This window comes from Rahnella inusitata (assembly GCF_965118895.1).
Lineage (GTDB): Bacteria > Pseudomonadota > Gammaproteobacteria > Enterobacterales > Enterobacteriaceae > Rahnella > Rahnella inusitata_A.
Map to the genome: position 1 here is coordinate 41,926 of NZ_CBCPJJ010000018.1, position 25,957 is coordinate 67,882.

Genomic DNA, 25,957 nt, shown 5'->3' on the forward strand with positions numbered 1-25,957 from the left:
CAACAAACTGCTGATGGCAACGGAGGAACCGCTATGTCAAAAGATCCATTCCTGGAACGAGAAGCAGAAAAATACGAATCACCTATTCCCAGTCGTGAATTTATTCTCGAACACCTCGCGAAACGTGAAACACCTGCCAGCCGTGAAGAAATCGGTAACGAACTGAACCTGTCCGGCGAAGAAGCGCTGGAAGCCCTGCGCCGTCGTCTGCGTGCGATGGAACGTGATGGTCAACTGGTTTTCACCCGCCGTCAGTGCTACGCGCTGCCGGAACGCCTGGATTTACTCAAAGGGACGGTGATTGGTCATCGCGACGGTTACGGCTTCCTGCGCCTTGAAGGCGTGAAGAAAGACGACGTTTATCTCTCTGCTGAACAAATGAAAATGTGCATCCACGGCGACGTGGTATTAGCACAGCCGGTCGGCACCGATCGTAAAGGCCGCCGTGAAGCGCGCATCGTGCGTGTTCTGGTGCCGAAGATGAGCCAGATCGTAGGCCGGTACTTTACTGACGCCGGCGCCGGTTTTGTGGTACCCGATGACAGCCGCCTGAGCTTCGACATCCTGATCCCGGCCGATGCCATTAACGGCGCACGCATGGGTTATATGGTCGTGGTTGAGCTAACTCAGCGTCCGACCCGCCGTACCAAAGCGGTCGGTAAAATCGTCGAAGTGCTGGGCGATAAAATGGGTACCAGCATGGCGGTTGATATCGCACTGCGCACTCATGAAATTCCGCACGTCTGGCCACCGCAGGTGCTCAAGCAGGTTGAAGACCTGAGCGAACAGGTGCCGGAAGAAGCCAAAAAAGGCCGCGTGGATTTACGCAGTCTCCCGCTGGTCACCATTGATGGTGAAGACGCGCGTGACTTCGATGACGCCGTATACTGCGAGAAAAAACGCGGTGGCGGATGGCGCCTGTGGGTGGCTATCGCCGACGTCAGCTATTACGTGCGTCATGGCACCGCGCTGGATGACGAAGCACGCAGTCGCGCCACGTCAGTGTACTTCCCGTCGCAGGTTGTTCCGATGCTGCCTGAAGTGCTGTCCAACGGCCTGTGCTCCCTGAATCCGCAAGTAGACCGCCTGTGTATGGTCTGCGAGATGACTATTTCAGCGCAGGGCAAGCTGACCAGTTCCAAATTCTACGAAGCGGTGATGAGTTCTCACGCCCGTCTGACCTACAACAAAGTCTGGCGCATCATTGATGGCGACGAAGAGTTGCGTGAGCAATATTCGCCGCTGGTTAAGCATCTGCAAGAATTGCACACCATGTACAAAATGCTCGATCACGCACGTGCAGAGCGTGGCGGTATCGCCTTTGAAACGGAAGAAGCGAAGTTCATCTTCAACGCTGAACGCCGTATCGAACGTGTCGAACCGACCGTTCGTAACGACGCACACAAACTGATTGAAGAGTGCATGATCCTCGCGAACATTGCAGCGGCCCGTTTTGTTGAAAAACATAACGAACCTGCGCTGTTCCGCGTGCATGACCGTCCAAGCGATGACCATATCTCCGCGCTGCGAAGCGTACTGGGCGAGTTAGGTCTGGTGATGGGCGGTGGCCTGAAACCTGATCCGAAAGATTACGCTCAGATTATGGATGAACTGGCGGGGCGTCCTGACCGCGAAATGCTGCAAACCATGTTGCTGCGTTCGATGAAACAGGCGATTTATGACCCGGAAAACCGCGGTCACTTCGGTCTGGCGCTGCCGTCCTACGGGCACTTTACGTCACCGATTCGTCGTTACCCGGATCTGGCACTGCACCGCGCGATCAAGTATCTGCTGGCGAAAGAGCACGGTACGCTGAAAGATCGCTGGACGCCGACCGGCGGCTGGCACAGTGATTATGAAGACATGTTGCAACTGGGCGAGCATTGTTCGATGGCAGAACGCCGTGCGGATGAAGCTACCCGTAACGTGGCTGACTGGCTGAAATGCGACTTTATGCAGGATCACGTCGGTGAAGTCTTTACCGGTACTATCGCCAGCGTAACCGGATTCGGTTTCTTTGTGCGCCTGAACGATCTGTTCATCGACGGTCTGGTCCACGTTTCCTCGCTGGACAACGATTACTACCGTTATGACAACATCGGACAACGTCTGGTGGGTGAATCATCCGGTGCGGTTTACCGCCTGGGTGATACGGTGGAAATCAGCGTTGAAGCCGTTCACATGGACGAGCGTAAAATCGACTTCGCTCTGGTTTCCAGCACCCGTAAAGCACGCGGTGAAGGCAAAACAGCGCGCGATCGCGAGAAGAAAGGCGGTGAGCGCACTATGCGTTCCACCGCGCCTGCGAATGCAGGACGTCGCCGTACCGGCAAAAAAGGCGCTAACTTCGAACCGGACAGCGCATTCCGCAAAGACGACGCAAAGCCTGCCAGGCCGAAGAAAGAAAAAGCGGTGAGCGCAGTGGGTAAAGACGGTAAGCCGAAGAAAGCCAAAAAGCCTTCCGATAAAACGGCGAAAATTGCTGCGGCGACCCGATCCAAACGCGCTAAGAAAAAGTCAGTAGAAAGCTAAGCCTGACGGGCGATTCTTCTATGATAGAATCGCCCGCAATCCTTCGTTAAATTGCGGACAGCATGCTGTCCGCAAGTCTATTTTAAAGAGCATCATGAGCGAAATTATCTACGGTATTCATTCCGTTAAAGCCTTACTCGACAACGATCCGCAGCGCTTTCTGGAAGTCTTTATTCTGAAAGGCCGTGACGACAAACGTCTGAAGCCGTTGATCGACGAGCTGGAAGCCAGCGGCATTGTGATCCAGGTGGCCAACCGCCAGTGGCTGGATGAGAAATCCGAAGGTGCCGTGCATCAGGGCATCATTGCCCGTGTGCGCGAAGGCCGTCAGTATCAGGAGAACGATTTGCCTGCGCTGCTGGAAAGCCTCGAGTCCCCGTTCCTGCTGGTGCTTGACGGCGTGACTGACCCGCATAACCTGGGTGCCTGCCTGCGTACTGCCGATGCGGCCGGTGTGCATGCGGTGATTGTTCCGCGTGACCGCTCTGCCAAACTGAACGCGACCGCCAAAAAAGTCGCCAGCGGCGCAGCGGAAAACGTGCCGTTGATCAACGTCACCAATCTGGCGCGCACGTTACGTGTGTTGCAGGAGCACAATGTCTGGATCGTCGGGACGGCGGGCGAAGCCGATCACAATCTTTATCAGAGCAAAATGACCGGCCCGATGGCGTTGGTGATGGGCGCGGAAGGCGAAGGTATGCGCCGTCTGACCCGTGAGCATTGCGACGAACTGATCAGCATTCCGATGGCCGGCAGCGTGTCTTCACTGAACGTCTCCGTCGCGACCGGCGTTTGCCTTTTCGAAGCCGTACGCCAGCGCGGTCTGAAGAAGAGCTGATTTCAGTTTGCTTCACCATTGTCTAAAACGGGAGCCTCAGGGCTCCCGTTTGCATTCCTGTCTTTGTGATCTGTCCGCCTGTTAATTCCCCCATTTTTACCATACTGATGCCATGTCCTTTTCTAAGGGAGCTGGCGATGAACTGGGAAACACATCGGGTTTTCAATCAACCCAAACCGCTGAGTAACAGCAATTTATTCCTCTCTGATACCCCGCTGCGCGAGGCATTGTCGCGGCACCAGGCCGGATGGGACGCCGACGTGCTGGCCTCGCTGGGGCAGCAGTTAGGTTCCGCCGAGTCTCTTGAGCTTGGCCGACTGGCCAACGCGAATCCTCCAGACCTTCTGCGTTATGACAGTACGGGAGAGCGCCTCGACGACGTGCGTTTTCATCCTGCGTGGCATCTGCTGATGCAGGGACTGATCGCCAACCGTGTACATAATCTGCCGTGGCAGGAAGATGCCCGTATCGGATCGGCAGTCGCGCGCGCCGTGCGGTTTATTCTCCACGCGCAGGTAGAAGCCGGGACGCTATGTCCGGTGACCATGACCTTCGGTGCAATCCCGCTGCTGCAAAAATACCTTCCCGCAGAGTTCAGCGGCTGGCTGAAACCGCTGATGTCCGACCGCTATGACCCTCACCTACAGTCAGGCGATCAGAAAAAAGGCGTGCTGATTGGCATGGGGATGACCGAGAAGCAGGGCGGTTCGGATGTGCTGAGCAACACCACGCGGGCGACCGCGCTGGAAGGGCACGGCAGCGGCAAACCCTATCATCTGGTCGGCCATAAATGGTTTTTCTCGGTGCCACAAAGTGACGCACATCTGGTACTGGCGCAGGCTGAGGGCGGGCTGTCGTGCTTCTTTCTGCCGCGAGTATTGCCAGACGGCGAACGTAATGCCGTCCGCATCGAACGGCTTAAAGACAAGCTGGGAAACCGATCCAACGCCAGCAGCGAAGTGGAATTCCAGAACGCCACCGGGTGGTTGCTGGGTGAAGAAGGCGAGGGCATCCGCCATATCCTGAAGATGGGCGGACATACGCGTTTTGACTGTGCGCTGGGCAGCCACGCGATGATGCGCCGCGCGCTCTCGGTGGCGTTGTACCACGCGTTTCAGCGTCAGGTATTTGGCAAGCCGTTGATTGAACAACCACTGATGCGTCAGACGCTGAGCCGAATGGCACTGCATCTGGAAGGGCAGACGATGCTGTTGATGCATCTCGCGGCAGCATCGGGTGCGCAGGCTAACCCGACGGAGCAGCTGCTGTGCCGGTTGCTGACGCCTGCTGCCAAGTTTGAAGTGTGCCGTCAGGGTATGCCGTTTGTGGCGGAGGCGATGGAAGTGCTGGGCGGGGTTGGTTATTGCGAAGACAGCGAGCTGCCGCGTTTGTACCGTGAAATGCCCGTCAACAGTATCTGGGAGGGTTCAGGCAATATTATGTGTCTCGATGTGCTGCGAACGCTCAGGAAGCTGCCAGCCAGCGGAGAGCTCTTACAGCAGGCACTGCATCAGGCGCGCGGCCAGAACCGGGTGTTTGATCGCGCCGCCCGTCAGTTTCTGCAACGCCTGCGTACGCCGGAAGAAGCACAGGGGCGCTGGCTGACCGGGCAATTGTTTAATTTGCTGGCGGCGACGCAAATGCTGGAGTTCGCCTCGCCGCCGATGGCGGATGCATGGTGCCGGATGGTGCTCGACCCGCGGGGTGAAACGCAGCTGCCCGAACGGTTGTGTCAGCTGCTGATCAACCGCGCCATCGGCGCAGAGTAATGTTTAGCGGTACAGGGTCGCCTGTGAATACCATCGCCCTGGCACAATGGTTTCGCTGTTAAACATGATTACGTAATACCGCGCACCGGCCACATCGGCTTTGCGCTGGATTTCCGCTTCGACGTCCATCGGGCTGCCAATCACATCCGCAGTGATGCTGCCGATTTTGGTCAGCGTAGAGGTCTGAGCGCGGGTGATTTCCTGCGCTTTGGCCGTCGGCGCGGGCGGCGCAACGGGGGTGGTTTGCATCAGATTACTGCAACCGCTCAGTGCCGCCAGTAGCAGCAGCGCAACAGGGATTCGGAGGGATTTCATCGTGATATCCGGTAGAGAGCAATACACAGAGTGTAGCCCTTTCCCCGGCGTGCTGGCGAGTCTGCGCGGCATTTATTGCCGCGCGACTCACGTCTTAACGTTCGGAAATCTTAAACACGCTGACCAGTTGCGAAAGATGGCGCCCCTGTTCGCTCAGCGCGGCTGCCGTTTGCTGTGAGTTTTCCACCAGCGTGGCATTCTCCTGCGTCGCTTTACCGATCTGCATAATGGCGATGTTCACCTGCGAAATACCCGCTGACTGCTCATGCGAGGCGATATCAATATCGCTCATCAGCACTTTCACCTGACGGATCCCCTGGAGAATATTGGTCATGTTCGCCTGTGTTTTGGCGGCGCTTTTATGGCCGTCTTCCACTTTGCTCAGGGAATCTGCCACCAGGTTTTCGATCTCTTTCACGGCATTCGAACTGCGCTGCGCCAGTGCGCGAACTTCAGCGGCGACCACGGCGAAGCCACGGCCATGCTCACCGGCGCGGGCAGCCTCTACGGCAGCGTTGAGCGCCAGGATATTGGTCTGGAAGGCGATGCCCTCGATAACCGTCGTGATGTCCGCAATGCGCGTTGAGGCGTGTTTGATGGCTTCCATGCTTTCAACGGATTGATCGACCGCATCGGAGCCGATCGTTGCCGCCGTGTCCGTCTGCTGCACCAGCTGTGTGGCCTGCGTGGCGTTATCCGCCGTGTTCTGGACCGTGGCAGTGATCTGCTCCATGCTGGCCGACGTTTCTTCCAGACTGCTGGCCTGCGTGCCAATCTGCTGATTGATCCGATCGCTGTCTGAGGAGAGCGCCTGCGTGTTGTGCATGATTTCAGAAGAGACCAGCCGCACTTCGCCGACAATTTTCTCCAGCCCGTGACCGATACCGTCAATGGCGTGCATCAGTGCGCCAATCTCATCAACCCGCTGCGTTTCGGCACGTGCGCGCAAATCGCCGCTGGCATACTGCTGGGCGATATGAACTACGTCGCTGAGCGGGCGGCTGACCAATCTGCGCGTCAACCAGATAAACAGTGCCGCAAAGCACGCCAGCGCCAGCAGGCTTATTATCAGGAACTGATTGCGCGTGTGGGTCACCTGTTCCATCAGGCTGTTTTTGTCCGTGCTGCCCACCACCACCCAATGCCAGGCGGGCACATTGGCATACACAATAAATTGCTGATGCTGGCTGGTGGCATCGGTGTATTCACGTTCGCCGCGCGACTGCGACATCACCTGTTCCAGCACGCCTTCCGGCCATGCAGGCGTTTTACCTTCATCAGTGGCGTGAACCAGATATTTTCCCAGCTCCTTGCCCGGTGAGCTGTTGAGCACGAAGAAATATCCCTGCTCACCGATACGCTTCGAGAGGATTTTTGCCCGCATATCGGCGTATTCTGCAGTGATATCGACACCGACAAACAGAATGCCGATCACGCTGCCCTGCGCGTCGCGCACCGGCTGATATTTGGTAATGTATTTTTTGCCGAACAGCGTGGCCAGCCCACTGAAAGAGTCACCGGCCATGATTTTGGCATACGCCGGGCTGGTGTTGTCGAGCAACGTGCCGATGGCGCGGGTGCCATCCTGTTTCTTAAGTGAGGTGGTGACGCGGATGAAATCGTCGCCACGCCGGGCGAATACGGTGGAAATCGCGCCGGTCCGTGCCAGAAAATCATCGGGAATTTTGCTGTCAAGATTTAGCGGATTACCGCCGGCCTTGATGACCGGCGCAGATTGTTCGCCGACCATGACCGGACTGGCAGTATCGAGCTCAAAATTTTCTGGCAGGAAATGGCTGAACAACCGCGTGTAACTGTCGACTTCGGCATTCAGGCTGGCGTTGTACATTTCAATCATATCGACCACGCCGGTTACCTGTTCGGAAATGGCGTTGACGGCTAGTTCATTCACCTGCCTTCCGGCGGAATGGGTCAGTGACAACGTAAAAATAATAAATAAGGTACCGACCAACAGGGAGGCGATACTGGCGAGTTTTGCGCCTATGCTCCATCGGCGAAATGAGCGTTTTGATGCCGTTTTCATGGGTTTTTCCGTTAGCTTCTGATAGCGCACTAACGGCGTAAAATCGGAAAGGATTAATGATCAAATGTAACCATTCATTTCAATAAAAATTGATCTGAATCAATGAAATAATAATGAAACTATGAATTTGAATTAAGGTGGAAATCGTATGACTCAGCTTGTTGGTATAACGGGTTATAAATCATACGAAAAAGGTCTGGTCGCCCGATTTCCTGCCAGTAGAATGACAAACAGACTCAGGTGACTTTCTTTTCCAGCATGCGCAAAAGGGGTATCAGATGGTTGAGATGTACGAAGAAAATATTGAAGGGATCCAGGTCATCCATTCGGTGCCTGCCGGACAATATCAGCAGCAGCTCCCGACGATTTTTTTCTACCACGGCTTTTTATCCTCAAAAGAGATGTACTCCTATTTTGGCTATACGCTGGCGAAGGCCGGTTTTCGTGTGATCCTGCCGGATGCGCTCATGCACGGTGCCCGCGCTGAAAGTGACGAGGCAAAATGTGTCGCGCATTTCTGGGGCATTCTGCAAAACAACGTGGAAGAGCTTGCGGTACTTAAGGACGTGTTTGTCGGGCGCGGTCTGGCGGATCCGGAACGTCTGGGCGTCGGCGGCGTATCGATGGGGGGTATGACAACCATGGCTGCGCTGGTGAAATTCCCGTGGATAAAAATCGCGGCGAATCTGATGGGCTCGGGATACTTCTCGCGTTTATCACATCATCTTTTCCCGGCCTTCACCGCCGGTGACAGCGCACAGCGCGAGGTTTTTGAACGTGAATTCGCGTCTTTACTTAGTCTTGATGTCACCGGAAAAACCGCGTTAATCGCCGGCAAGCCGCTGTTTGTCTGGCACGGCGAGCAGGATGACGTGGTGCCGTTTGGCGAAAGCCTGCGGTTGCAACAGGAACTGGCGGGCAGTGGCACTGACAGCCATCTGACCTTTATTTCTGAGTCCGAAGCGAAGCATAAAGTGACGGTGCATGCGCTTACAGAAGCCACCGCCTTCTTCGCGCAAAAGCTGTAGAGAAATTAATCTGTCTTTCTTCTTGAGTTTCGCCGGGGCTGTACATATAATTCCCCGTCATTTTTTCGACCGCACACATAACACGTTCCTTGCTTCCATGGGCCGCGGTTGACCCTGACAGGAGGCTGAATAATCCGTAAGGAGCAATTCTATGCGTCATTACGAAATCGTATTTATGGTACACCCTGACCAAAGCGAACAGGTTCCGGGCATGATCGAGCGTTACAGTGCAGTAATCACTAACGCTGCTGGTCAGATTCACCGTCTGGAAGACTGGGGCCGCCGTCAACTGGCTTACCCGATCAACAAACTGCACAAAGCTCACTACGTTCTGCTGAACGTTGAAGCCCCGCAGGAAGCGATCGATGAGCTGGAAACAAACTTCCGCTTCAACGACGCCGTTATCCGTAGCATGGTTATGCGTACTAAACACGCGGTAACTGAAGCATCTCCAATGGTTAAAGCGAAAGACGAACGTCGTGATCGTCGTGAAGATTTCGCCGAAGCTAATGATGATGCTGAAGCTGGGGATTCTGAAGAGTAATTGCCGTGACGGCGAATCGTCTGGTGTTGTCCGGCACAGTGTGCAAGACCCCCATTCGTAAAGTCAGTCCTTCGGGCATTCCTCACTGTCAGTTCGTGCTAGAGCATCGCTCGCAGCAGCAGGAGGCCGGATTTAACCGACAAACATGGTGCAGAATGCCTGTGGTTGTCAGTGGACAAGCGTCACAAGCATTAACTCACAGTATAACGGTCGGCACGCAACTCACTGTTTCTGGTTTCATTAGTTGCCATCAAGGGCGCAATGGACTGAACAAAGTGGTGTTACATGCCGAGCAGATTGAATTGATAGATTCTGGAGACTAGCCTAATGGCACGTTATTTCCGTCGTCGCAAGTTCTGCCGTTTCACCGCGGAAGGCGTTGTAGAGATTGATTACAAAGATATCGCTACGCTGAAAAACTACGTTACCGAAAGCGGTAAAATTGTCCCGAGCCGTATTACCGGTACTCGTGCAAAATACCAGCGTCAGCTCGCTCGTTGTATCAAGCGCGCTCGCTACCTTTCTTTGTTGCCATATACTGATCGTCATCAGTAATAGGCCACTGTCCATAAACGACTTTGAGAGGTTAAGGTAATGCAAGTTATTCTGCTTGATAAAGTAGCAAACCTGGGCAGCCTGGGTGATCAAGTTAACGTTAAAGCGGGCTACGCTCGTAACTTCCTGGTACCACAGGGCAAAGCTGTTCCTGCTACCAAGAAAAACGTTGAGTTCTTCGAAGCACGTCGTGCAGAACTGGAAGCCAAACTGGCTGACGTTCTGAACGCTGCTGAAGCTCGTGCAACTAAAATCAACGAACTGGGTTCAGTCACCATCGCGTCTAAATCAGGCGACGAAGGCAAACTGTTCGGCTCTATCGGTACTCGCGATATTGCTGACGCAGTGACTGCAGCTGGCGTTGAAGTTGCTAAAAGCGAAGTTCGTTTGCCGAATGGCGTTCTGCGTACCACTGGTGAACACGAAGTTGAGTTCCAGGTACACAGCGACGTATTCGCTAAACTGAATGTCGTTGTGGTTCCAGAAGCGTAATAACGCTGAAGGTAACCCTGAAACGCCGGCCTTGTGCCGGCGTTTTGCATTTCTGCGTCAGGTAAAATGTTTTATTGAAGAGTGGGTTTTGTCAGGCGTCTCAGTTTTCGCGCTGGAAGCTACCGTCGGACTGACGGACAAACGTTACGGTAACGTTCTGTTCGGTCGTGACCTGTAACGCTTTCACCACACCTTGCGCATCGCGCTGAATCTTCACTTCCTGTCCGGTTTTCAACGTACTCAGCGGTTTCTCCGCGCCTTCTACCCGCGCCATCGAAAACACATCGTTAACGGCCATGTTGTTATCGCGGAAAAGCTGCGCCAGCGTCTGACCTGACTGCACCTGATAACTGCGCCATGTGGCGCTGTTGTCGTTCGTCTGTGGCTGAACAGGTTCAGGCTGTGCCATCTGTGTGGTACGGCCCTGATCGTTACGCAAATCGGCCTGCATCGGAATACTGGTCGGCTGTTGCGGTTGCGAAGGGGCGTAAGTATTTTCCGGCGTATACGGCCACAGCAGGGCAATAAGGATCACCAGCACGCTGAAGATAATGCCGCGACGATGGGCGTAAGGCAGGGGCGACATCCAGTGGAAGCCGTCGCTCAGGTGCCAGATTTTGCTGAACAGCGTTTTGCTTTTGGAGGCAGCAGAAGGATTTGTCTCGGGTTGCCCGATTGTTTCTTCGCTTTCGCTTTCACTCTGCGCTGTCGTGTCTCGCATTGGCCTTTTCATAATGGCAATCCAGGATCTCAACATGGGTTGATAAATACGGATGGCTTTCCTTCTCCTGGGCGGGATTCTGCCCATGACGACCTCTCTTGTTAACTGTCGCATTTTCGACTGTCTGTTGCTGCCTAGTATAGCCGTTTAACTGCTTGATGCGGAAAGGGACAAAGCATAAATATCATTCAAACGATGGCGTCAATGGCGACAAATGCGAAAAATTTATCGAAAAGTGGAATGAACTGCGTCCGCCGTCATGTTGCCTCAGAGAGGATTTTACCCAAAAGCTCTGCGCTGCTATGCTGCGCGTTCGACATTTTTAAGAGCTAAGGAAAATTCATGACTACCCCTTCATTTGACAGCGTAGAAGCGCAGGCAAGTTACGGTATCGGCCTGCAGGTCGGTCAACAGTTGCAGGAATCAGGTTTGCAGGGCTTAGAGCCTGACGCACTGCTGGCAGGCTTACGTGACGCGCTGGAAGGGAACACGCCAGCCGTTCCTGTAGACGTGGTTCACCGTGCTCTGCGCGAAGTCCACGAACGTGCTGACTCTGTCCGTCGTGAACGTCAGGAAGCACTGGCCGTTCAGGGGCAGGAATTCCTGGCTCAGAACGCACAGCGCGAAGGCGTGAGCAGCACCGAGTCCGGTCTGCAATTCTCTGTGATTACTCAGGGCGAAGGCACCATCCCAGGCCGTCAGGACCGCGTACGCGTTCATTACACCGGTAAACTGATCGACGGTACCGTGTTCGACAGCTCCGTGCAGCGCGGCGAACCGGCTGAATTCCCGGTCAACGGCGTGATCGCAGGCTGGATCGAAGCCCTGACCCTGATGCCGGTCGGTTCCAAGTGGGAGCTGTACATCCCTCATAACCTCGCTTATGGCGAGCGTGGCGCGGGTGCGTCCATTCCTCCTTACAGCGCGCTGATCTTCGAAGTTGAGCTGCTGGAAATTCTGTAATTCCCTACGGAACACAGAAATGAAAAGGGCGCTGATGCGCCCTTTTTTACGTCCGGAATTTATGGCAATGCCTGTTATTCGCCGCGCAAAGCTCGCGGGAATAGCAGGTTATTTTCAAGATGGATATGCTCCATCAGGTCGGTGATGAATTCGTTGATCCCGGCATACAACGCACGCCACGTCACACAGGCACCTTCCGGTGGTGTCACGTTATCGGTCAAACGCTTGATCTCTTCGAGGATCTCCCCCGCATCATCGTGCTCACGCTCCATGACAGATATCGGACCGGCCGCCTGACGTCCCATACCACCACGGATCATCGGGAAGAGGATCTGCTCTTCTTTCATCATATGGCTGGTCAGTTCGTCGAGGATCATTTGCAACTGGAGCGCCAGACCATGCGGACAGGGCGTTTTGTCGCCGTGAACGCGTTCGACTTTTTCTGCCATCAGAACCAGTTCAGGCAGATCCTGACGGTGCCTGTCGTGATAACGCGGGATGATGAAATCGATGATTTGAGCCAGCGGTGCCGCTTTCCAGTCGACTGAGGTATCTGGTTGCTGAGCGATTTCCGCCAGTTGTTGCTCGATAAGATCGATATCCAGATCCTTTTTGGTAACGGCGCGCAGCAAGGTTTGTTTGCCACCGCAGCAGAAATCCAGATCGTATTGACGGAATAAACGGGTGGCGCGGGGAATGGCAACAGCCAGAGCACCAAGGGGTTGGTCGCGATAGTCCATGATGAAGCCTCGTTAAATGAAGAAACCTTATAACATGCATTATAAATACATGTTTAAGGCGGCGCTATAGCTCAAAGGAAGTACAGGAGAAAAAAACGCCCCGGACGGGGCGTGGAGAAGGGGCTTATTTCTGCAAATCGACCTGATAAATTTCAAAGCCGATGGCATCCGTTCCTTTAGCCGTTAGCGGATACTGAGCGTGAGATTTAATAAAGGTCGCCGCTTTGTCACCCGGTGAAGTTTCGAAGCGAATATCCAGCGGTTGCGAAGCCTTAACAGGCGCAAGCTTCCAGTTATTATCGGCGGTTGGCGTCACTGCGCCGTGCTTTTTAGTTTCGGCGCTGATATACGCCGCGACCACGGAGCGGTTTTCATCCGGCGACGCAAACGCAATGTGCTTGTCGCCGGTACCAGCGAACTTCCCACCGTACGCGCGGTAGTTATTGGTTGCGACCAGGAAGGTGGCTTTCAGATCAATCGGCTTACCGTTGTAGGTCAGGTTTTTAATACGTTCGGCATCTTTGTTGATGAGCGTACATTCCCCGTCGTACTTCGCCGGCTGGCTGACATCAATCTGATAATTCACGCCGTCGATCACATCGAAGTTATAGGTGCGGAAACCATCCCAGTTGATCAGCGACTGTGGTTTGGTGCTGTTTACATCGATCTGATTGAACTGACCTGCAGAGCATTCCAGCCAGTCCTTCACTTCCTGACCGGTGACCTTCATTACCACCAGCGTGTTCGGATAAAGATATAAATCCGCCGCGTTACGGAACGTCAGATCGCCTTTTTCCACTTCGACAAAACTGGCCGGATCGTTTTTACGTCCGCCGACCTTAAAGGGTGCCGCGGCCGACAACACCGGCAGACCCGCGAGATCCGGATCGCCCTGTATGAAGTGTTCGGTATAGGCTTTCTGCGCATTGTTAACGATCTGCACCGTAGGATCGTCCTGCACCAGCGCCAGATAGCTGTACATGTTATCGGTCGATTTTCCGATCGGTTTACTGACGAATTCGCGCGTGGCGTCATGGGACGGCGCGAGTACTTTCACCAGATCCTGGTCTTCCGGTGCCAGCGATTTCTTCTGTTCTTTGTCGTAAATAGGCCGCGCTTCGGCTTTGGCCGTTTCAACTTTCCAACTGCCGTTGTCATTGTTCAGCACCATATCGACCTCGCCCAGATGATCGCCCCACATGCCCGGCATCACGGCAGGAATGCCGTTCAGCGTGCCCTGTTTGATGTCCGCACCTTTGATGCCGGCAAATTCTTCGCTCGGGAAGACCGCATGGGCATGGCCGAACATGATGGCGTCGATACCTTTGACTTCGCTCAGGTAATAGACTGAGTTTTCCGCCATGGTTTTATAGGGATCACCGGACAGGCCGGAGTGCGGAATGGCGACAATGATGTCTGCGCCCTGTTTGCGCATTTCCGGGATCCACTTTTTGGCGGTCTCGGTGATGTCCGCAACGGTCACTTTGCCTTGCAGATTGGCCTTGTCCCAGACCATGATTTGCGGCGGTACGAAGCCGATATAGCCGATGCGCAGATTATGGGTTTTACCCTCGCGGTCTTTTACGGCGTTATCGGTGATGAGGAACGGCGTGAACAACGGTTTACCGGTTTTATCGTCAATGACGTTGGCATTCACATAAGGGAATTTCGCCCCTGCCAGTGCTTTCTTCAGATAATCCAGCCCGTAGTTGAATTCGTGGTTGCCCAGGTTACCGACTGCATAATCGAGCGTATTCATCGCCAGATACACCGGATGTACGTCGCCCTTTTTCAGTCCTTTCGCCGCCATATAATCGCCAAGCGGACTGCCCTGAATGATATCGCCATTATCGACCAGCACGGAGTTAGTCACTTCGTTACGCGCCGCGTGGATCAGACTGGCAGTGCGCACCAGTCCAAACTTCTCGGTCGGTTTATCTTTGTAATAGTCGAAGTCCATCATGTTGCTGTGCAGATCCGTAGTTTCCATGATGCGCAGATCCACCTGTGACGCGTACGCCGGTAATGCGACCAGCGTTGCCAACAGGGATAACGTCAGATGACGCTTATTCATTGCCTTGCCTCCAGAGAAAGGGCGATGCCCGGAATAGAAAAACCGGATATGTATCTCAAAATTCGCTGAGAATGTAATCAGTTGTCATAAATAAATGTGAGATGTAACACCTTTATGGCGCCGTGACGCGGCGTAAGTGACAGGCTGATAACATTCCGGGATGGCTATTCCGGGCAAAAAAAACTAGGCTTGAGCAATGAGAGTGAATGCATCGAGGGTGAAAATGTTAGAGCAAATTTGTCAGCTGGCGCGTGATGCGGGCGATGCCATTATGGCGGTGTACGACGGCGAACAGCCGCTCGACGCCCGTCAGAAAAAAGATGATTCACCGGTGACCGCGGCAGATATTGCCGCGCATGACGTGATCAAAGCCGGTCTGCAAAAACTGGATCCACAGACACCGATGCTGTCGGAAGAAGATCCGCAAAGCTGGAGCGAGCGTCAGGGGTGGACGCGCTACTGGCTGGTCGATCCGCTGGATGGCACCAAAGAGTTCCTCAAGCGCAATGGCGAATTCACGGTGAATATTGCGCTGATCGAAGATGGCGTGCCGGTGCTGGGTGTGGTGTATGTGCCGGTGACCAAAGTGATGTACAGCGCGGCGGAAGGCAAAGCCTGGAAAGAAGAGCAGGGCGAGCGCAAACAGATTCAGGTCAGCGAAGCGCATCCGCCGCTGGTGGTGGTGAGCCGTTCGCATTACGACAACGATCAGGAACTGAAAGATTATCTGGCGCAGCTGGGCGAGCATCAGACGGTGTCCGTCGGCTCTTCGCTGAAATTCTGCCTGGTGGCGGAAGGGGCTGCGCAGCTGTATCCGCGCTTCGGGCCGACCAATATCTGGGATACCGGTGCCGGACATGCGGTAGCCATTGCTGCCGGTGCGAAAGTAAATGACTGGACAGGGCAAACGCTGCTGTATACGCCGCGTGAATCCTTCCTCAATCCGGGATTCCGGGTTTCGTTGTTCTGAATCCTGCCTGAGAAATGTCAATCCCGGCGTTGAAGCCGGGATTTTTATGCCACTACTCTTTGACCAGCTGATCCACCAGCGTAATCACCTGCTTTACTTCCTGCGGTGACAGCTGTCCGTCTTTGGCGAATTTAACCACGCCGTCTTTATCCAGCACCACAACCGCCGAGCTTTCCGGCTGCAGCTGCCACGCCTTTTTCACCACGCCGTTGCTGTCGACAATGATCTGTGACCATGGGAATTCCCGTTTGCCGCTTTCAATGCTTTTACGCACGAACAGGCTGGTGCCGATAATGGCATCGTCAATGTTGACGATGGTCGTCGTCTGATAAAGGTCATGCGGTAAATTCGCCGCCTTGATGGCGTCAATCAATGGTTCGTTCAGTGCTTTGGCACTGCTTCTTCCTGCCATATGCTGCACGATACGAACTTTTCCCGGCAGTCTGGCGCTGTTCCATTTGGTATAGCTGAACGTGTCGTTGACGTCGTTCAGTTCGCCTTTGTCATCGACGCCGACCGGCGCCACGCGCTGGCCAACGGTGAAGTTATGGGCCGATGCAAAAAGCGAAAATGTCATAAAACTGATCACACACAGACTTCTTAGAAGCATACATTCTCCGGGGCACAAAAGGGCAGACTCGCCAAGCATAGGATCGCTTAAGTGGTCTGTCCTGTTGGGGTGTTAAAATTGTGTTGCTGGTTACAAAATTGACACATAAAGCAGGGTTATACTGCCATCCAGTGTCAGGGATTAAGACAATACTGAAAAGCAATGTAAAAGCAGTTAAATACACTGGCAATACCTGAGTGCCCTGCTATGTTATATGTCTCATCACTGCAATTGTTCCTTTTTCTGTTCCGGTATCTGTCGCCTTGCGACGTGGCCGGCGCATGCAGTGATTTAACGGAGAAAAGTAGAAAAATGAGAATCTTCCAGCGTTACAATCCGATGAAAGTCGCGAAGTACGTCAAGACATTGTTCCGTGGACGTTTGTATATCAAAGACGTCGGCGCTTTTGAGTTTGACCAAGGCAAAATTCTGTTGCCCAAGGTTCGTGATAAGCGCCACTTTAGCGTGATGTCTGAAGTTAACCGTCAGGTTACGCATTTGCAGACAGAAATGGGTTAAACGCCCTGCGCGTAGTCGCTGTTGCCCATCTGGCGCAGCAGGCGCAAAAAAAACGGCCCCTCTGAAAGGGGCCGTTCTTGTTTCTGGCATTCGGAAAAGTGCGTGGTTACACCGTTATGACTGTGCCTGCGCTTTCTTCTCGTCTTTGATTTCCTGCGGCGTTTTCGGCAGCAGTGGCGCAACGGGCTGATCGACAATGCGCGTCACCAGCAACTGATCAATCTTGTAGCTGTCGATATCGACTACTTCAAATTTATAGCCGGAGAATTTCACAAAGTCCGTACGCTTAGGGATTTTACGCAGCATGAACATCATGAAACCGCCGATGGTTTCATAATTGCCCGCCTGCGGGAACGCTTCGATATGCAGCACGCGCATCACGTCTTCGATCGGCGTACCGCCTTCAATCAGCCAGGAGTGCTCGTCACGGGCCACAATCTGCTCTTCCATGCCCTGACCCACTAAATCGCCCATTAGCGTCGTCATCACATCGTTGAGCGTGATAATGCCGACCACCAGCGCGTATTCGTTGAGGATTACCGCGAAGTCTTCTCCGGCGGCTTTGAAGCTTTCCAGCGCTTCGGACAGCGTCAGGGTATCCGGCACGATCAGGGCGTTGCGGATCTGTACGCCGCTGCTCAGCATTAAACTCTGATTGCCCAGCACGCGGTTCAGTAAGTCTTTCGAATCCACGTAGCCCACGACCTGATCAATATGACCGTCGCAGACCAGGAATTTTGAGTGCGGATGCGTTGAAATTTTCTCTTTAATGCTCTCTTCGCTTTCGCGCAGATCGAAGAAAATGACACTTTCACGCGAGGTCATCGATGATGGCACGGTGCGTGATTCTAGCTCGAACACGTTTTCAATCAGCTCATGTTCCTGCTTACGCAGCACCCCGGCCAGCGCGCCCGCTTCCACTACGGCATAAATGTCGTCAGAGGTGATATCGTCGTTACGCACCATTGGCAATTTGAATAGGCGGAAAATCATGTTCGCCATTCCGTTGAAGAACCACACCATCGGGCGGCATACCAACAGGCAGAAACGCATCGGGTTGACTATACGGACCGCAACCGATTCAGGTGAAATCATACCGATGCGCTTCGGAGTGAGGTCAGCGAACAGAATAAACAGACTGGTGACCAGCACGAAGGAGCAGATAAAGCTGATTTGATCCGCCATTTCTGGCGACATGAAACGAATAAAGAAGGACTGGAACGCTGGGGAGAATGCGGCATCGCCGACTATACCACCGAGGATGGCGACGGCATTCAGGCCAATCTGTACCACGGTGAAGAACAGGCCAGGGGTTTCCTGCAGTTTCATTACGCGGGAGGCATTGACGTTTCCTTCGTCTGCCAACTGTTTAAGTTTTATCTTGCGGGAAGCGGCCAGCGAGATCTCTGAAAGCGAGAAAAAGGCACTGATCGCGATAAGTAAAAGAATCAGTAAGATACTGTTTAACATAATCTATCCGTTTAACACCGGTATGAACCGGCAGGGAAAGGCACTCATTATTTTTGCTGCTTATTGATGACTCAGCTCAACGTCATTTTAATCTGTGATTAAAAGTCGGTTCAGAAGAAAGAAGCATTAAGGATGAAAAAAACAAAGATAATTGCCAGAAATAATTTTAATGGGCCACATTTGTGACCCGCATAGTATAGCAGCAGCACTGAGACCGCCGCCAGCGCTTAAAAATCCCGCATTATTGCGGTGGCAGACAGACACCAATTCCGCCTAAACCACAGTAACCTTCCGGGTTTTTAAACAGATATTGCTGATGATCGTCTTCTGCATAATAGAACGGCAGGGCTTCGCTAATTTCAGTGGTAATGGTGCGCTTATCGTTCGCGTTGTCCATTGCCTGCTGGAAACTCGCCAGACTGGCCAGCGCCTGATCCTGCTGCTCTGCGCTTAGCACGTATAACGCCGAACGATACTGCGTGCCGATATCGCCGCCCTGACGCATCCCCTGCGCCGGATCGTGATTTTCCCAGAAAATCTGCAACAGCTTCGCGTAGCTGATAACGGACGGGTCGAAGACCACACGCACCACTTCGGCATGGCCGGTCTGGCCGGTGCAGACTTCACGGTAAGTCGGGTTCGGGGTAAAACCGCCGCTGTAACCGGCTGCCGTGCTGTGAACCCCTTCCAGTTGCCAGAACAAACGCTCTACGCCCCAGAAGCATCCCATCGCAAAAACCGCGACTTCCATATTGTCAGGAACATACGTCATCGAATGACCATTCACGGCGTGAGTCGTTGCCACTGGCATCGGTGTTGTACGGCCAGGTAACGCATCTTCTTGATTTACTGCATGCGTTTTGTCGGAAAGTTGCACCACGGGAGACTCCATTTGTTGCATTAGTGAACAAAATTAGTAACAGAGATTAACGACCAACGGGTCACTCTTAGTTGTATCTGATTGCGTCTTTGCACACAATACGGGGAACGTTGCGCCGTCGTTGAACATTTTCACAGGATTGGCACTAAACTGCCTTCATCAGACATTAAACGCTGAATCTGCCAAAGATGGGCGGATTTTCTCCGGCGGGCATCTGAAATTTTAACAGGACAGCAAAATTAGCAGGAGTGCGTGTGCCACGATATCGTGAACTGGGTTTGTTATGTGTACTGCTCGCCCCCTCACTTTCCATGGCAGCGAAAGTACGTTTGCAGCTGGAAGGCCTGGATGGCGATTTGGAAAAAAACGTTCGTGTGCGTTTGTCTTCTATCGAAAGCGATGAAGTCGGGGCGAACGGTCGGTTTCGTGCGCGCGTCAGCGCCGCCATTGAGCAAGGTTTGCGGCCGCTGGGCTATTATTCGCCGACGATCGATTTCGATTATCGCGAGACGCCCCCGCCGGGACGTCCGGTACTGATCGCGAAAGTGACGCCGGGTACGCCGGTCAAAATCGCCGGGACGACGGTGGTGATCACCGGGCAGGCGAATAAAGATAACGAATTCGAAAAACTGAAAGAAACACAGGTTCCCGCGGTAGGCACCATTCTCAACCACGGTACCTATGAGCACTTTAAAAGTTCCCTGACCGGTGTGGCACTGCGCAAAGGGTACTTTGACGCCAACATGCTGAAAAGCCAGCTGGGCGTCATCGAAGATGAACACAAAGCATTCTGGGATATCCAGTTCGACAGCGGCGAGCGTTACCGCTTTGGCGATGTGCATTATCAGGGTTCGCAGATCCGCGATGATTACCTGCAAAATCTGGTGCCATTCCACAAGGGGGATTACTACACTTCCGCGCAGCTGGCTGAGCTGAACCGCCGCCTGTCCGCGACCGGCTGGTTCAACTCCGTTGTGGTTTCACCTGATTTTACCGATGCCAAAGCCAGTAAAACCTTGCCGCTGAATGCGCTGGTTTCACCGCGTACCGAAAACACTATCGAAACCGGTGTCGGGTATTCCACAGACATTGGCCCGCGCGTCACGGCCAACTGGAAAAAACCTTGGGTCAACGATCGCGGCCATAGCTTTGAAACCTCGACCACGCTGTCCGGGCCGGAACAGTCTTTAGATCTGAGCTATAAAATTCCGCTGCTGAAATCTCCGCTCGAACAATATTATTTAGTTCAGGGCGGTTTCAAGCGCGAAGACCTCAACGATACCAATTCAGATTCCACCACCGTCAATCTGGCGCGCTACTGGGATCTCTCCAGCGGCTGGCAACACGCGGTGAATCTGCGCTGGAGCCTCGATCACTTTACGCAGGGCAGTGTTACCAACACCACGATGCTGCTTTATCCGGGCGTCAGCCTCAATCGTACGCGTCAGCGTGGCGGCCTGATGCCGACCTGGGGGGACTCCCAACGTTATTCTCTGGATGTCTCCGATACGACCTGGGGATCTGACGTCGATTTCGCCGTCGTTCAGGCGCAAAACGTCTGGATCCGCACGCTGGAAGACAAACACCGGTTTGTCCTGCGCGGCAACCTGGGCTGGATCGAAACTAACGATTTCGAACGTGTGCCGCCGTCCTTGCGCTTCTTCGCCGGTGGCGACCGCAGTATTCGCGGCTACAAATACAAATCCATTTCCCCGCGCGACGATGAAGGCAAACTCACTGGTGCATCCTATCTGGGCACCGGCTCGCTGGAATATCAGTACAACGTGACCGGAAAATGGTGGGGCGCAGTGTTCGTCGATTCCGGCGAAGCGGTCAATGACATCACACAAAACGATTTCAAAACCGGCGCGGGTGTAGGCGTGCGCTGGGCTTCACCGATCGGCCCGGTGAAACTGGATGTCGCGGCACCTGTCGGCGATAAAGATGAGCATGGATTGCAGTTTTACATCGGTTTGGGTCCGGAATTATGAGTTTATTTAAGAAAATCTGCCTGGGGTTCCTGATCTTCCTGGTGCTGTTAATGGGGCTGGTGGCCTTCCTGGTCGGTACGCAAACCGGCCTGCACCTGATGATCAACGGCGCTAATCGCTTCGTGCCGGGGCTGAATATCGCCAGTACCGAAGGCGGATGGCGCGATCTGACGCTTAAAGGCGTGCACTACGAAATGCCGGGTGTGGATGTAAAAGCCGGAGAGTTTCATCTCTCCCTCGATTTTTCCTGCCTGAAAAACAGCGCGCTGTGCGTGAATGCGCTGCGGGTCAAAGACGTCAATGTGGTGGTGAACACCAAAGAGATGACACCCGCGCAGCCGCAACCTGAACCCGAAAACAGTGAGCCGCTGACCAATCTCAGCACGCCGTATCCGATTACGCTGCGCGTGCTGACGCTTGAGAATATCAACGTCACGCTGGATGACCGCGCGATTTCACTGGCGTCGTTCCGCACCGGCGCACATTGGGAAGGCCGCGTGATTCAGCTGATGCCAACCCAGATCGGCGGATTACTGATCGCTCTGCCGAAAACACCGGTCAACCCGTTACCGGATGTGGTGCAGGCCGCGCAGGATAAAGCGGTGGAGAAAGCCACCGGCAAACCGGCCGAACCGGTTGCCGTAGTGCCAGAGAAGCCACTGGGTGAAACGTTGCAGGAGCTGTTCGCCAAACCGCTGCTGCCTGAGTTACCTGATTACCGTTTGCCGGTGGATCTGGATATTCAGCAAATTACCGCTGAAAACCTGCGCCTTACAGGCGATACCGACGTGCTGATCACCCGTTTCGAACTGAAAGCCAGTACGCAGGATCAGCTTGTTAAGCTCGATAAGCTGATGATCCGTTCGCCGCAGGGCTCTCTGGACGGGATCGGGCAGGCGACGCTGAATCAAAACTGGCCGGTGGAGATGACCATCAACACCGCCGTGAACGTTGATCCGGTCAAAGGTGAAAAGATCAAACTGAAGGTCGCGGGCGGTCTGCGCGACAAACTGGACGTCGCCCTGAATCTTTCCGGCCCGGTGCGTGCGCAACTGGCGCTGCAAACTCAGCTGGCGGAGGCCGGGTTACCTGTCGAACTCAAACTCACCAGCGATGCCCTACAGTGGCCGCTGGCCGGTACGCCGCAGTATCAGGTCAAAGGCTTTAAGCTGAACTTCAGCGGTAAAGCGACGGATTACGCACTGTCTTTGCGCTCCGATTTTAAAGGCGATCAGATCCCACCTGCCACGCTGACGCTGGACGGTAAGGGGAACGTAGAGCAGTTCAGGCTGACGTTACTGCGTCTGGCGGCGCTGGAGGGAAATACCGACCTGACAGGCGTGGTGGACTGGAGCAAAGCCATTAGCTGGAACAGTGAACTGAAGCTGACCGGTATTAATACCGCCAAACAATGGCCGGACTGGCCTGCGAAATTGCAGGGGAAAATCGCCACACGCGGCAGCCTCTACGGCGGTACCTGGCAGGTACAGGTTCCGGTACTGGAGCTCAGCGGCAACGTCAAACAAAACGCCGTCAAAGCGCAGGGCAATCTGCGCGGGAACAGTTACGGGCAGTGGGATATTCCGCAGCTGCACCTTGAACTGGGCCGCAATAATCTGGATGTGAAAGGCAAACTCAGCGAGACCTGGGATCTGGACGCCAAAGTCGATGCACCGCACCTCGACGGCGCACTGCCGGGGCTGGGCGGAGTGGCAAAAGGGATGCTGCAACTGCGCGGGGATCTCAAAGCGCCGAAGTTACTGGCTGACCTGACGGCGACCGGTCTGAAATGGCAGGCGCTGACCATCCGTCGTGTGGATGTAAAAGGTGACGTCAGTTCTACCGACCAGATTCAGGGCAATCTTGCGGTCCGCATTCAACAGCTTAAACAGGATGCGCTGGACATCACTGATATCAATCTGGACGCCAAAGGCAACGAGAAACAGCATCAACTGACGCTCAAAGTCGAAGGTAAACCGGTGTCTGGCCGTCTGGCGCTGAGCGGCAGTTTTGATCGCGCGACAGAGGAATGGAAAGGTAATGTCACCAATACATTGTTAGATACGCCGGTCGGCGAATGGCGTCTTAACCGTTCTATCGCGCTGGATTATTTCAACAAAGAACAACGGATCACCGTCGGCCCGCATTGCTGGCAAAACCCTAACGCCAGTCTGTGCGTCCCGAAAACCATTGATGCCGGTGCCAGCGGGCAGGCGAGCGTAGTGCTCAACCGCTTTGATCTGGCGATGATCAAACCCTTCCTGACCGATGACACGCAGCTCAGCGGTGTCTTCAGCGGGAAGGCCGACGTCAGCTGGAAAGCCGACGGCGGATTGCCTCAGGCCAGCGTTTCGCTTATCGGCAAAGGTGTGAAGGTCCAGCAACTGGTGCAGGGAAGTCCGCTGCCCGTTGCATTTGATACGCTGAATTTGAATGCCGGGCTGAACAATGGACGTGCGACGCTCGACTGGCTGATCCGTATCACCAACAACGGCCAACTGGATGGCAACATCCAGATTGCCGATCCGCAAGGCAAGCGCAATCTCACTGGCAACGTCAATATCACCCGCATCTCGATGGCGCTGTTGCAACCGGCGCTGATGGACGGTGAGAAAGCCTCCGGCATTCTGAACGCCAATCTGCGGCTGGGCGGCGACGCGCAGAAGCCGCAGGTCTTTGGCAAGCTTGCGCTGAGCGGAGTCGATTTCGACGGTCAGTTTATGCCGTTCGATATTACCGACGCCAATATCAATATTAATTTCAACGGTATGTCATCGCTGATGGAAGGGGTGATTAAAACTGCACACGGGCAGCTGGAACTTAATGGCAACGCCGACTGGAGCGAACTGAATGCCTGGCGTGCCCGTATTGCAGCGCGCGGCGATCGCGTGCGGGTTTCTGTACCGCCGATGGTACGCCTGGACGTTTCACCGGATCTGGTGTTCGACGCCACGCCACAGCTATTCTCGCTGAACGGCTCGGTGGATATTCCGTGGGCGCGCATTACGGTACAGGAACTGCCGGAAAGCGCGGTCGGTGTCTCGTCAGACGAAGTGATGCTCAACGATCAGCGTCAGCCGATCAAACCGGCAACGGCCTCAATTCCGATCAACAGCAATCTGATGGTGAATATCGGCAAAGATGTGCGTCTGGATGCGTTCGGCCTGAAAGCCCGTCTCGAAGGCGCGCTGAAAGTGGCTCAGGATAGCCGTGGTCTTGGCCTGAACGGCCAAATCAATATTCCTTCCGGCCGTTTCCACGCCTACGGACAGGATCTGATTGTGCGTAAAGGCCAGTTGTTATTCTCTGGCCCTGCGGACCAGCCACTGCTGAATCTGGAAGCGATTCGTAATCCGGAAGCGACCGAAAACGACGTTGTGGCGGGTTTAAGGGTCACCGGCGAGGCCGATGCACCAAAACTTGAAATATTCTCAGATCCGGCGATGTCTCAGCAGGAAGCCTTGTCCTACCTGCTTCGCGGGCAGGGTTTAGACAATTCTGGCGGCGATAGCGGGGCAATGACTTCAGCTCTTATCGGGTTGGGGGTTGCACAAAGTGGTAAACTTGTGGGTAAAATCGGCGAGGCGTTTGGTGTCAGCAATCTGGCACTGGATACTCAGGGCGTGGGAGACAGCTCCCAGGTGGTGGTCAGTGGGTATGTTTTACCGGGTTTACAGGTGAAATATGGCGTTGGGATTTTCGACTCACTGGCAACACTCACTTTACGCTATAGGTTGATGCCGAAGCTTTATCTGCAGGCGGTATCGGGCATCGATCAGGCATTGGATTTGCTCTATCAGTTTGAGTTCTAATTCATGTGACTTTTACTATACGAATATAAACATGCGAATAATTGTTTACGGTAGTCTGCGACGCAAGCAAGGCAACAGTCATTGGATGACGAACGCTCAATGGTTGGGTGACCATGAGCTGGAAGGATACGCGCTCTATAATCTGGGGCACTATCCTGCTGTCATTCCAGGGGAAGGGAAGGTCTACTGCGAAGTTTACCGCATCACCTCGTCTATTTTAGCCGAGCTGGATGAACTGAAAAGTAATACGAAAGATTATCGTCGCGAGCTGATTTCGACGCCGTACGGCAGCGCCTGGATTTACCTCTACATTCGCTCACTGGATGGTGTGCCGAGAATAGAAGGTGGTGACTGGGTGAAGCGTAACGACGCGGTGTAGTGAGTGATCTGAGCAAAGTCGTCGAAAAATAAACGTTGTGTATCAACGCGTAATACATAAAAAAACACCGCCATCTGGCGGTGTTTTTTTGTGCAGAGCAAGCAATGATTTATAGAGTCAATTACTTGTTTTTTGCACGTTCGAAAGAAGCCACGATCTCTTCTTTGGCAGCAGCAGCGTCAGCCCAGCCGTCAACTTTCACCCATTTGCCTTTTTCCAGCGCTTTGTATTGCTCGAAGAAGTGAGTGATCTGGCCGCGCAGCAGTTCTGGCAGGTCGTTCACATCTTTGATGTGATCGTATTCTTTGCTCAGTTTAGTGTGCGGAACGGCAACCAGTTTCGCATCTTCGCCCGCTTCGTCGGTCATTTTCAGCATACCAACCGGACGGCAACGGATCACAGAACCCGGTTGCAGTGGGTATGGTGTTGGCACCAGAACGTCAACCGGGTCGCCATCCAGAGACAGAGTGTGGTTGATGTAACCATAGTTGCACGGGTAGAACATTGCGGTAGACATGAAACGGTCTACGAACAGTGCGCCGGTGTCTTTATCTACTTCGTATTTGATCGGATCAGCGTTTGCCGGGATTTCGATAACAACGTAGATATCTTCTGGCATGTCTTTGCCAGCAGGTACATTCAGTAAGCTCATGGTTGGTTTCCTTCAATTGAACCAGGAATAGAGTGCCGCACATTATAGCCAAGTCTCCC

23 protein-coding genes are annotated in these 25,957 nt (G+C 53.9%); 14 read left to right on the forward strand and 9 right to left on the reverse strand.

All coding sequences use genetic code 11. The annotated features are described in order from the left end of the window. Nucleotides 1-33 precede the first annotated feature (33 nt). The 3 genes from rnr (at nucleotide 34) to ACMHLI_RS15530 (ending at nucleotide 5,139) form a co-directional block, all read left to right on the forward strand. On the forward strand, nucleotides 34-2,532 hold the full coding sequence (gene rnr, locus ACMHLI_RS15520) for a ribonuclease R (RefSeq protein WP_413530250.1): 2,499 nt from the start codon (nucleotides 34-36) through the stop codon (nucleotides 2,530-2,532). A 94-nt stretch (nucleotides 2,533-2,626) separates the two neighbouring features. Then, a complete protein-coding gene (gene rlmB / locus ACMHLI_RS15525; protein WP_112168327.1) occupies nucleotides 2,627-3,370 on the forward strand; it encodes a 23S rRNA (guanosine(2251)-2'-O)-methyltransferase RlmB in 744 nt (247 codons plus the stop codon). A 137-nt stretch (nucleotides 3,371-3,507) separates the two neighbouring features. Then, entirely contained in the window at nucleotides 3,508-5,139 is a 1,632-nt protein-coding gene (locus ACMHLI_RS15530) for an isovaleryl-CoA dehydrogenase (protein ID WP_413530251.1), read from the forward strand. Nucleotides 5,140-5,142: 3 nt separating this feature from the next. On the opposite strand, the gene bsmA is transcribed toward ACMHLI_RS15530, so the two are convergent. Next, a complete protein-coding gene (gene bsmA / locus ACMHLI_RS15535) occupies nucleotides 5,143-5,454 on the reverse strand; it encodes a biofilm peroxide resistance protein BsmA (protein WP_413530252.1) in 312 nt (103 codons plus the stop codon). A gap of 94 nt (nucleotides 5,455-5,548) precedes the next feature. Beyond that, complete coding sequence (locus ACMHLI_RS15540; protein ID WP_413530253.1) at nucleotides 5,549-7,498, reverse strand: methyl-accepting chemotaxis protein; 1,950 nt, start codon at nucleotides 7,496-7,498, stop codon at nucleotides 5,549-5,551. 278 nt (nucleotides 7,499-7,776) lie between these two features. On the opposite strand from ACMHLI_RS15540, the gene yjfP reads away from it, so the two are divergent. From yjfP to rplI, 5 genes are all read left to right on the forward strand, one after another. After that, nucleotides 7,777-8,526 (forward strand): esterase, encoded by a 750-nt coding sequence (gene yjfP / locus ACMHLI_RS15545; protein ID WP_413530254.1) that lies wholly within the window; start codon nucleotides 7,777-7,779, stop codon nucleotides 8,524-8,526. A 151-nt stretch (nucleotides 8,527-8,677) separates the two neighbouring features. Continuing rightward, nucleotides 8,678-9,070 carry a 30S ribosomal protein S6 gene (gene rpsF, locus ACMHLI_RS15550; RefSeq protein ID WP_013573776.1) on the forward strand — a complete coding sequence of 131 codons (393 nt, stop codon included), beginning with the start codon at nucleotides 8,678-8,680 and terminating at the stop codon, nucleotides 9,068-9,070. 5 nt (nucleotides 9,071-9,075) lie between these two features. After that, nucleotides 9,076-9,393, forward strand: coding sequence for a primosomal replication protein N (gene priB / locus ACMHLI_RS15555; RefSeq protein WP_072158217.1), 318 nt, complete (start codon nucleotides 9,076-9,078; stop codon nucleotides 9,391-9,393). Between the two features lie 4 nt (nucleotides 9,394-9,397). Then, nucleotides 9,398-9,625: a 30S ribosomal protein S18 gene (gene rpsR / locus ACMHLI_RS15560; RefSeq protein ID WP_004392491.1), complete on the forward strand. Its 228-nt coding sequence runs from the start codon at nucleotides 9,398-9,400 to the stop codon at nucleotides 9,623-9,625. 39 nt (nucleotides 9,626-9,664) lie between these two features. Continuing rightward, nucleotides 9,665-10,117, forward strand: a complete 453-nt coding sequence (rplI, locus tag ACMHLI_RS15565; protein WP_112168323.1) for a 50S ribosomal protein L9 — start codon at nucleotides 9,665-9,667, stop codon at nucleotides 10,115-10,117. A 100-nt stretch (nucleotides 10,118-10,217) separates the two neighbouring features. Here the strand turns inward: rplI and ACMHLI_RS15570 are convergent, their stop codons facing one another. Beyond that, the gene (locus ACMHLI_RS15570; RefSeq protein WP_413530255.1) at nucleotides 10,218-10,925 is read right to left on the reverse strand and encodes an OapA family protein; all 708 of its coding nucleotides are present in this window, start codon (nucleotides 10,923-10,925) and stop codon (nucleotides 10,218-10,220) included. A gap of 255 nt (nucleotides 10,926-11,180) precedes the next feature. Between ACMHLI_RS15570 and fklB the strand changes: the two genes are divergently transcribed. After that, nucleotides 11,181-11,801: an FKBP-type peptidyl-prolyl cis-trans isomerase gene (gene fklB / locus ACMHLI_RS15575; RefSeq protein WP_112168321.1), complete on the forward strand. Its 621-nt coding sequence runs from the start codon at nucleotides 11,181-11,183 to the stop codon at nucleotides 11,799-11,801. A 74-nt stretch (nucleotides 11,802-11,875) separates the two neighbouring features. On the opposite strand, the gene ytfE is transcribed toward fklB, so the two are convergent. Together ytfE and ACMHLI_RS15585 are read right to left on the reverse strand one after the other, a co-directional pair. After that, on the reverse strand, nucleotides 11,876-12,541 hold the full coding sequence (gene ytfE, locus ACMHLI_RS15580; protein WP_413530256.1) for an iron-sulfur cluster repair protein YtfE: 666 nt from the start codon (nucleotides 12,539-12,541) through the stop codon (nucleotides 11,876-11,878). 124 nt (nucleotides 12,542-12,665) lie between these two features. Continuing rightward, nucleotides 12,666-14,615, reverse strand: coding sequence for a bifunctional 2',3'-cyclic-nucleotide 2'-phosphodiesterase/3'-nucleotidase (locus ACMHLI_RS15585; protein WP_413530257.1), 1,950 nt, complete (start codon nucleotides 14,613-14,615; stop codon nucleotides 12,666-12,668). A gap of 223 nt (nucleotides 14,616-14,838) precedes the next feature. Here ACMHLI_RS15585 and cysQ point away from each other — a divergent pair, with 223 nt between their 5' ends. Next, a complete protein-coding gene (cysQ, locus tag ACMHLI_RS15590; protein WP_413530258.1) occupies nucleotides 14,839-15,585 on the forward strand; it encodes a 3'(2'),5'-bisphosphate nucleotidase CysQ in 747 nt (248 codons plus the stop codon). Between the two features lie 52 nt (nucleotides 15,586-15,637). Here the strand turns inward: cysQ and ACMHLI_RS15595 are convergent, their stop codons facing one another. Then, nucleotides 15,638-16,195, reverse strand: coding sequence for a YtfJ family protein (locus ACMHLI_RS15595; RefSeq protein WP_413530259.1), 558 nt, complete (start codon nucleotides 16,193-16,195; stop codon nucleotides 15,638-15,640). 312 nt (nucleotides 16,196-16,507) lie between these two features. On the opposite strand from ACMHLI_RS15595, the gene ACMHLI_RS15600 reads away from it, so the two are divergent. Beyond that, nucleotides 16,508-16,714 carry a DUF1107 domain-containing protein gene (locus ACMHLI_RS15600; RefSeq protein WP_056782464.1) on the forward strand — a complete coding sequence of 69 codons (207 nt, stop codon included), beginning with the start codon at nucleotides 16,508-16,510 and terminating at the stop codon, nucleotides 16,712-16,714. Between the two features lie 114 nt (nucleotides 16,715-16,828). Here the strand turns inward: ACMHLI_RS15600 and ACMHLI_RS15605 are convergent, their stop codons facing one another. Further along, nucleotides 16,829-18,184 carry a hemolysin family protein gene (locus ACMHLI_RS15605; RefSeq protein ID WP_112168316.1) on the reverse strand — a complete coding sequence of 452 codons (1,356 nt, stop codon included), beginning with the start codon at nucleotides 18,182-18,184 and terminating at the stop codon, nucleotides 16,829-16,831. A gap of 241 nt (nucleotides 18,185-18,425) precedes the next feature. After that, on the reverse strand, nucleotides 18,426-19,061 hold the full coding sequence (gene msrA, locus ACMHLI_RS15610) for a peptide-methionine (S)-S-oxide reductase MsrA (protein ID WP_413530316.1): 636 nt from the start codon (nucleotides 19,059-19,061) through the stop codon (nucleotides 18,426-18,428). A 314-nt stretch (nucleotides 19,062-19,375) separates the two neighbouring features. Here msrA and tamA point away from each other — a divergent pair, with 314 nt between their 5' ends. The 3 genes from tamA to ACMHLI_RS15625 are packed head-to-tail and all read left to right on the forward strand — an operon-like array spanning nucleotide 19,376 to nucleotide 25,246. Further along, nucleotides 19,376-21,055 carry an autotransporter assembly complex protein TamA gene (gene tamA / locus ACMHLI_RS15615; RefSeq protein WP_413530317.1) on the forward strand — a complete coding sequence of 560 codons (1,680 nt, stop codon included), beginning with the start codon at nucleotides 19,376-19,378 and terminating at the stop codon, nucleotides 21,053-21,055. Continuing rightward, nucleotides 21,052-24,867 carry an autotransporter assembly complex protein TamB gene (gene tamB / locus ACMHLI_RS15620; protein WP_413530260.1) on the forward strand — a complete coding sequence of 1,272 codons (3,816 nt, stop codon included), beginning with the start codon at nucleotides 21,052-21,054 and terminating at the stop codon, nucleotides 24,865-24,867. Before tamA ends, tamB begins: the two co-directional genes overlap by 4 nt. Before the next feature lie 31 nt (nucleotides 24,868-24,898). Next, nucleotides 24,899-25,246 (forward strand): gamma-glutamylcyclotransferase, encoded by a 348-nt coding sequence (locus ACMHLI_RS15625; RefSeq protein WP_112164563.1) that lies wholly within the window; start codon nucleotides 24,899-24,901, stop codon nucleotides 25,244-25,246. A gap of 121 nt (nucleotides 25,247-25,367) precedes the next feature. Here the strand turns inward: ACMHLI_RS15625 and ppa are convergent, their stop codons facing one another. Beyond that, complete coding sequence (ppa, locus tag ACMHLI_RS15630; protein WP_112164564.1) at nucleotides 25,368-25,898, reverse strand: inorganic diphosphatase; 531 nt, start codon at nucleotides 25,896-25,898, stop codon at nucleotides 25,368-25,370. Between the last annotated feature and the right edge of the window lie 59 nt (nucleotides 25,899-25,957).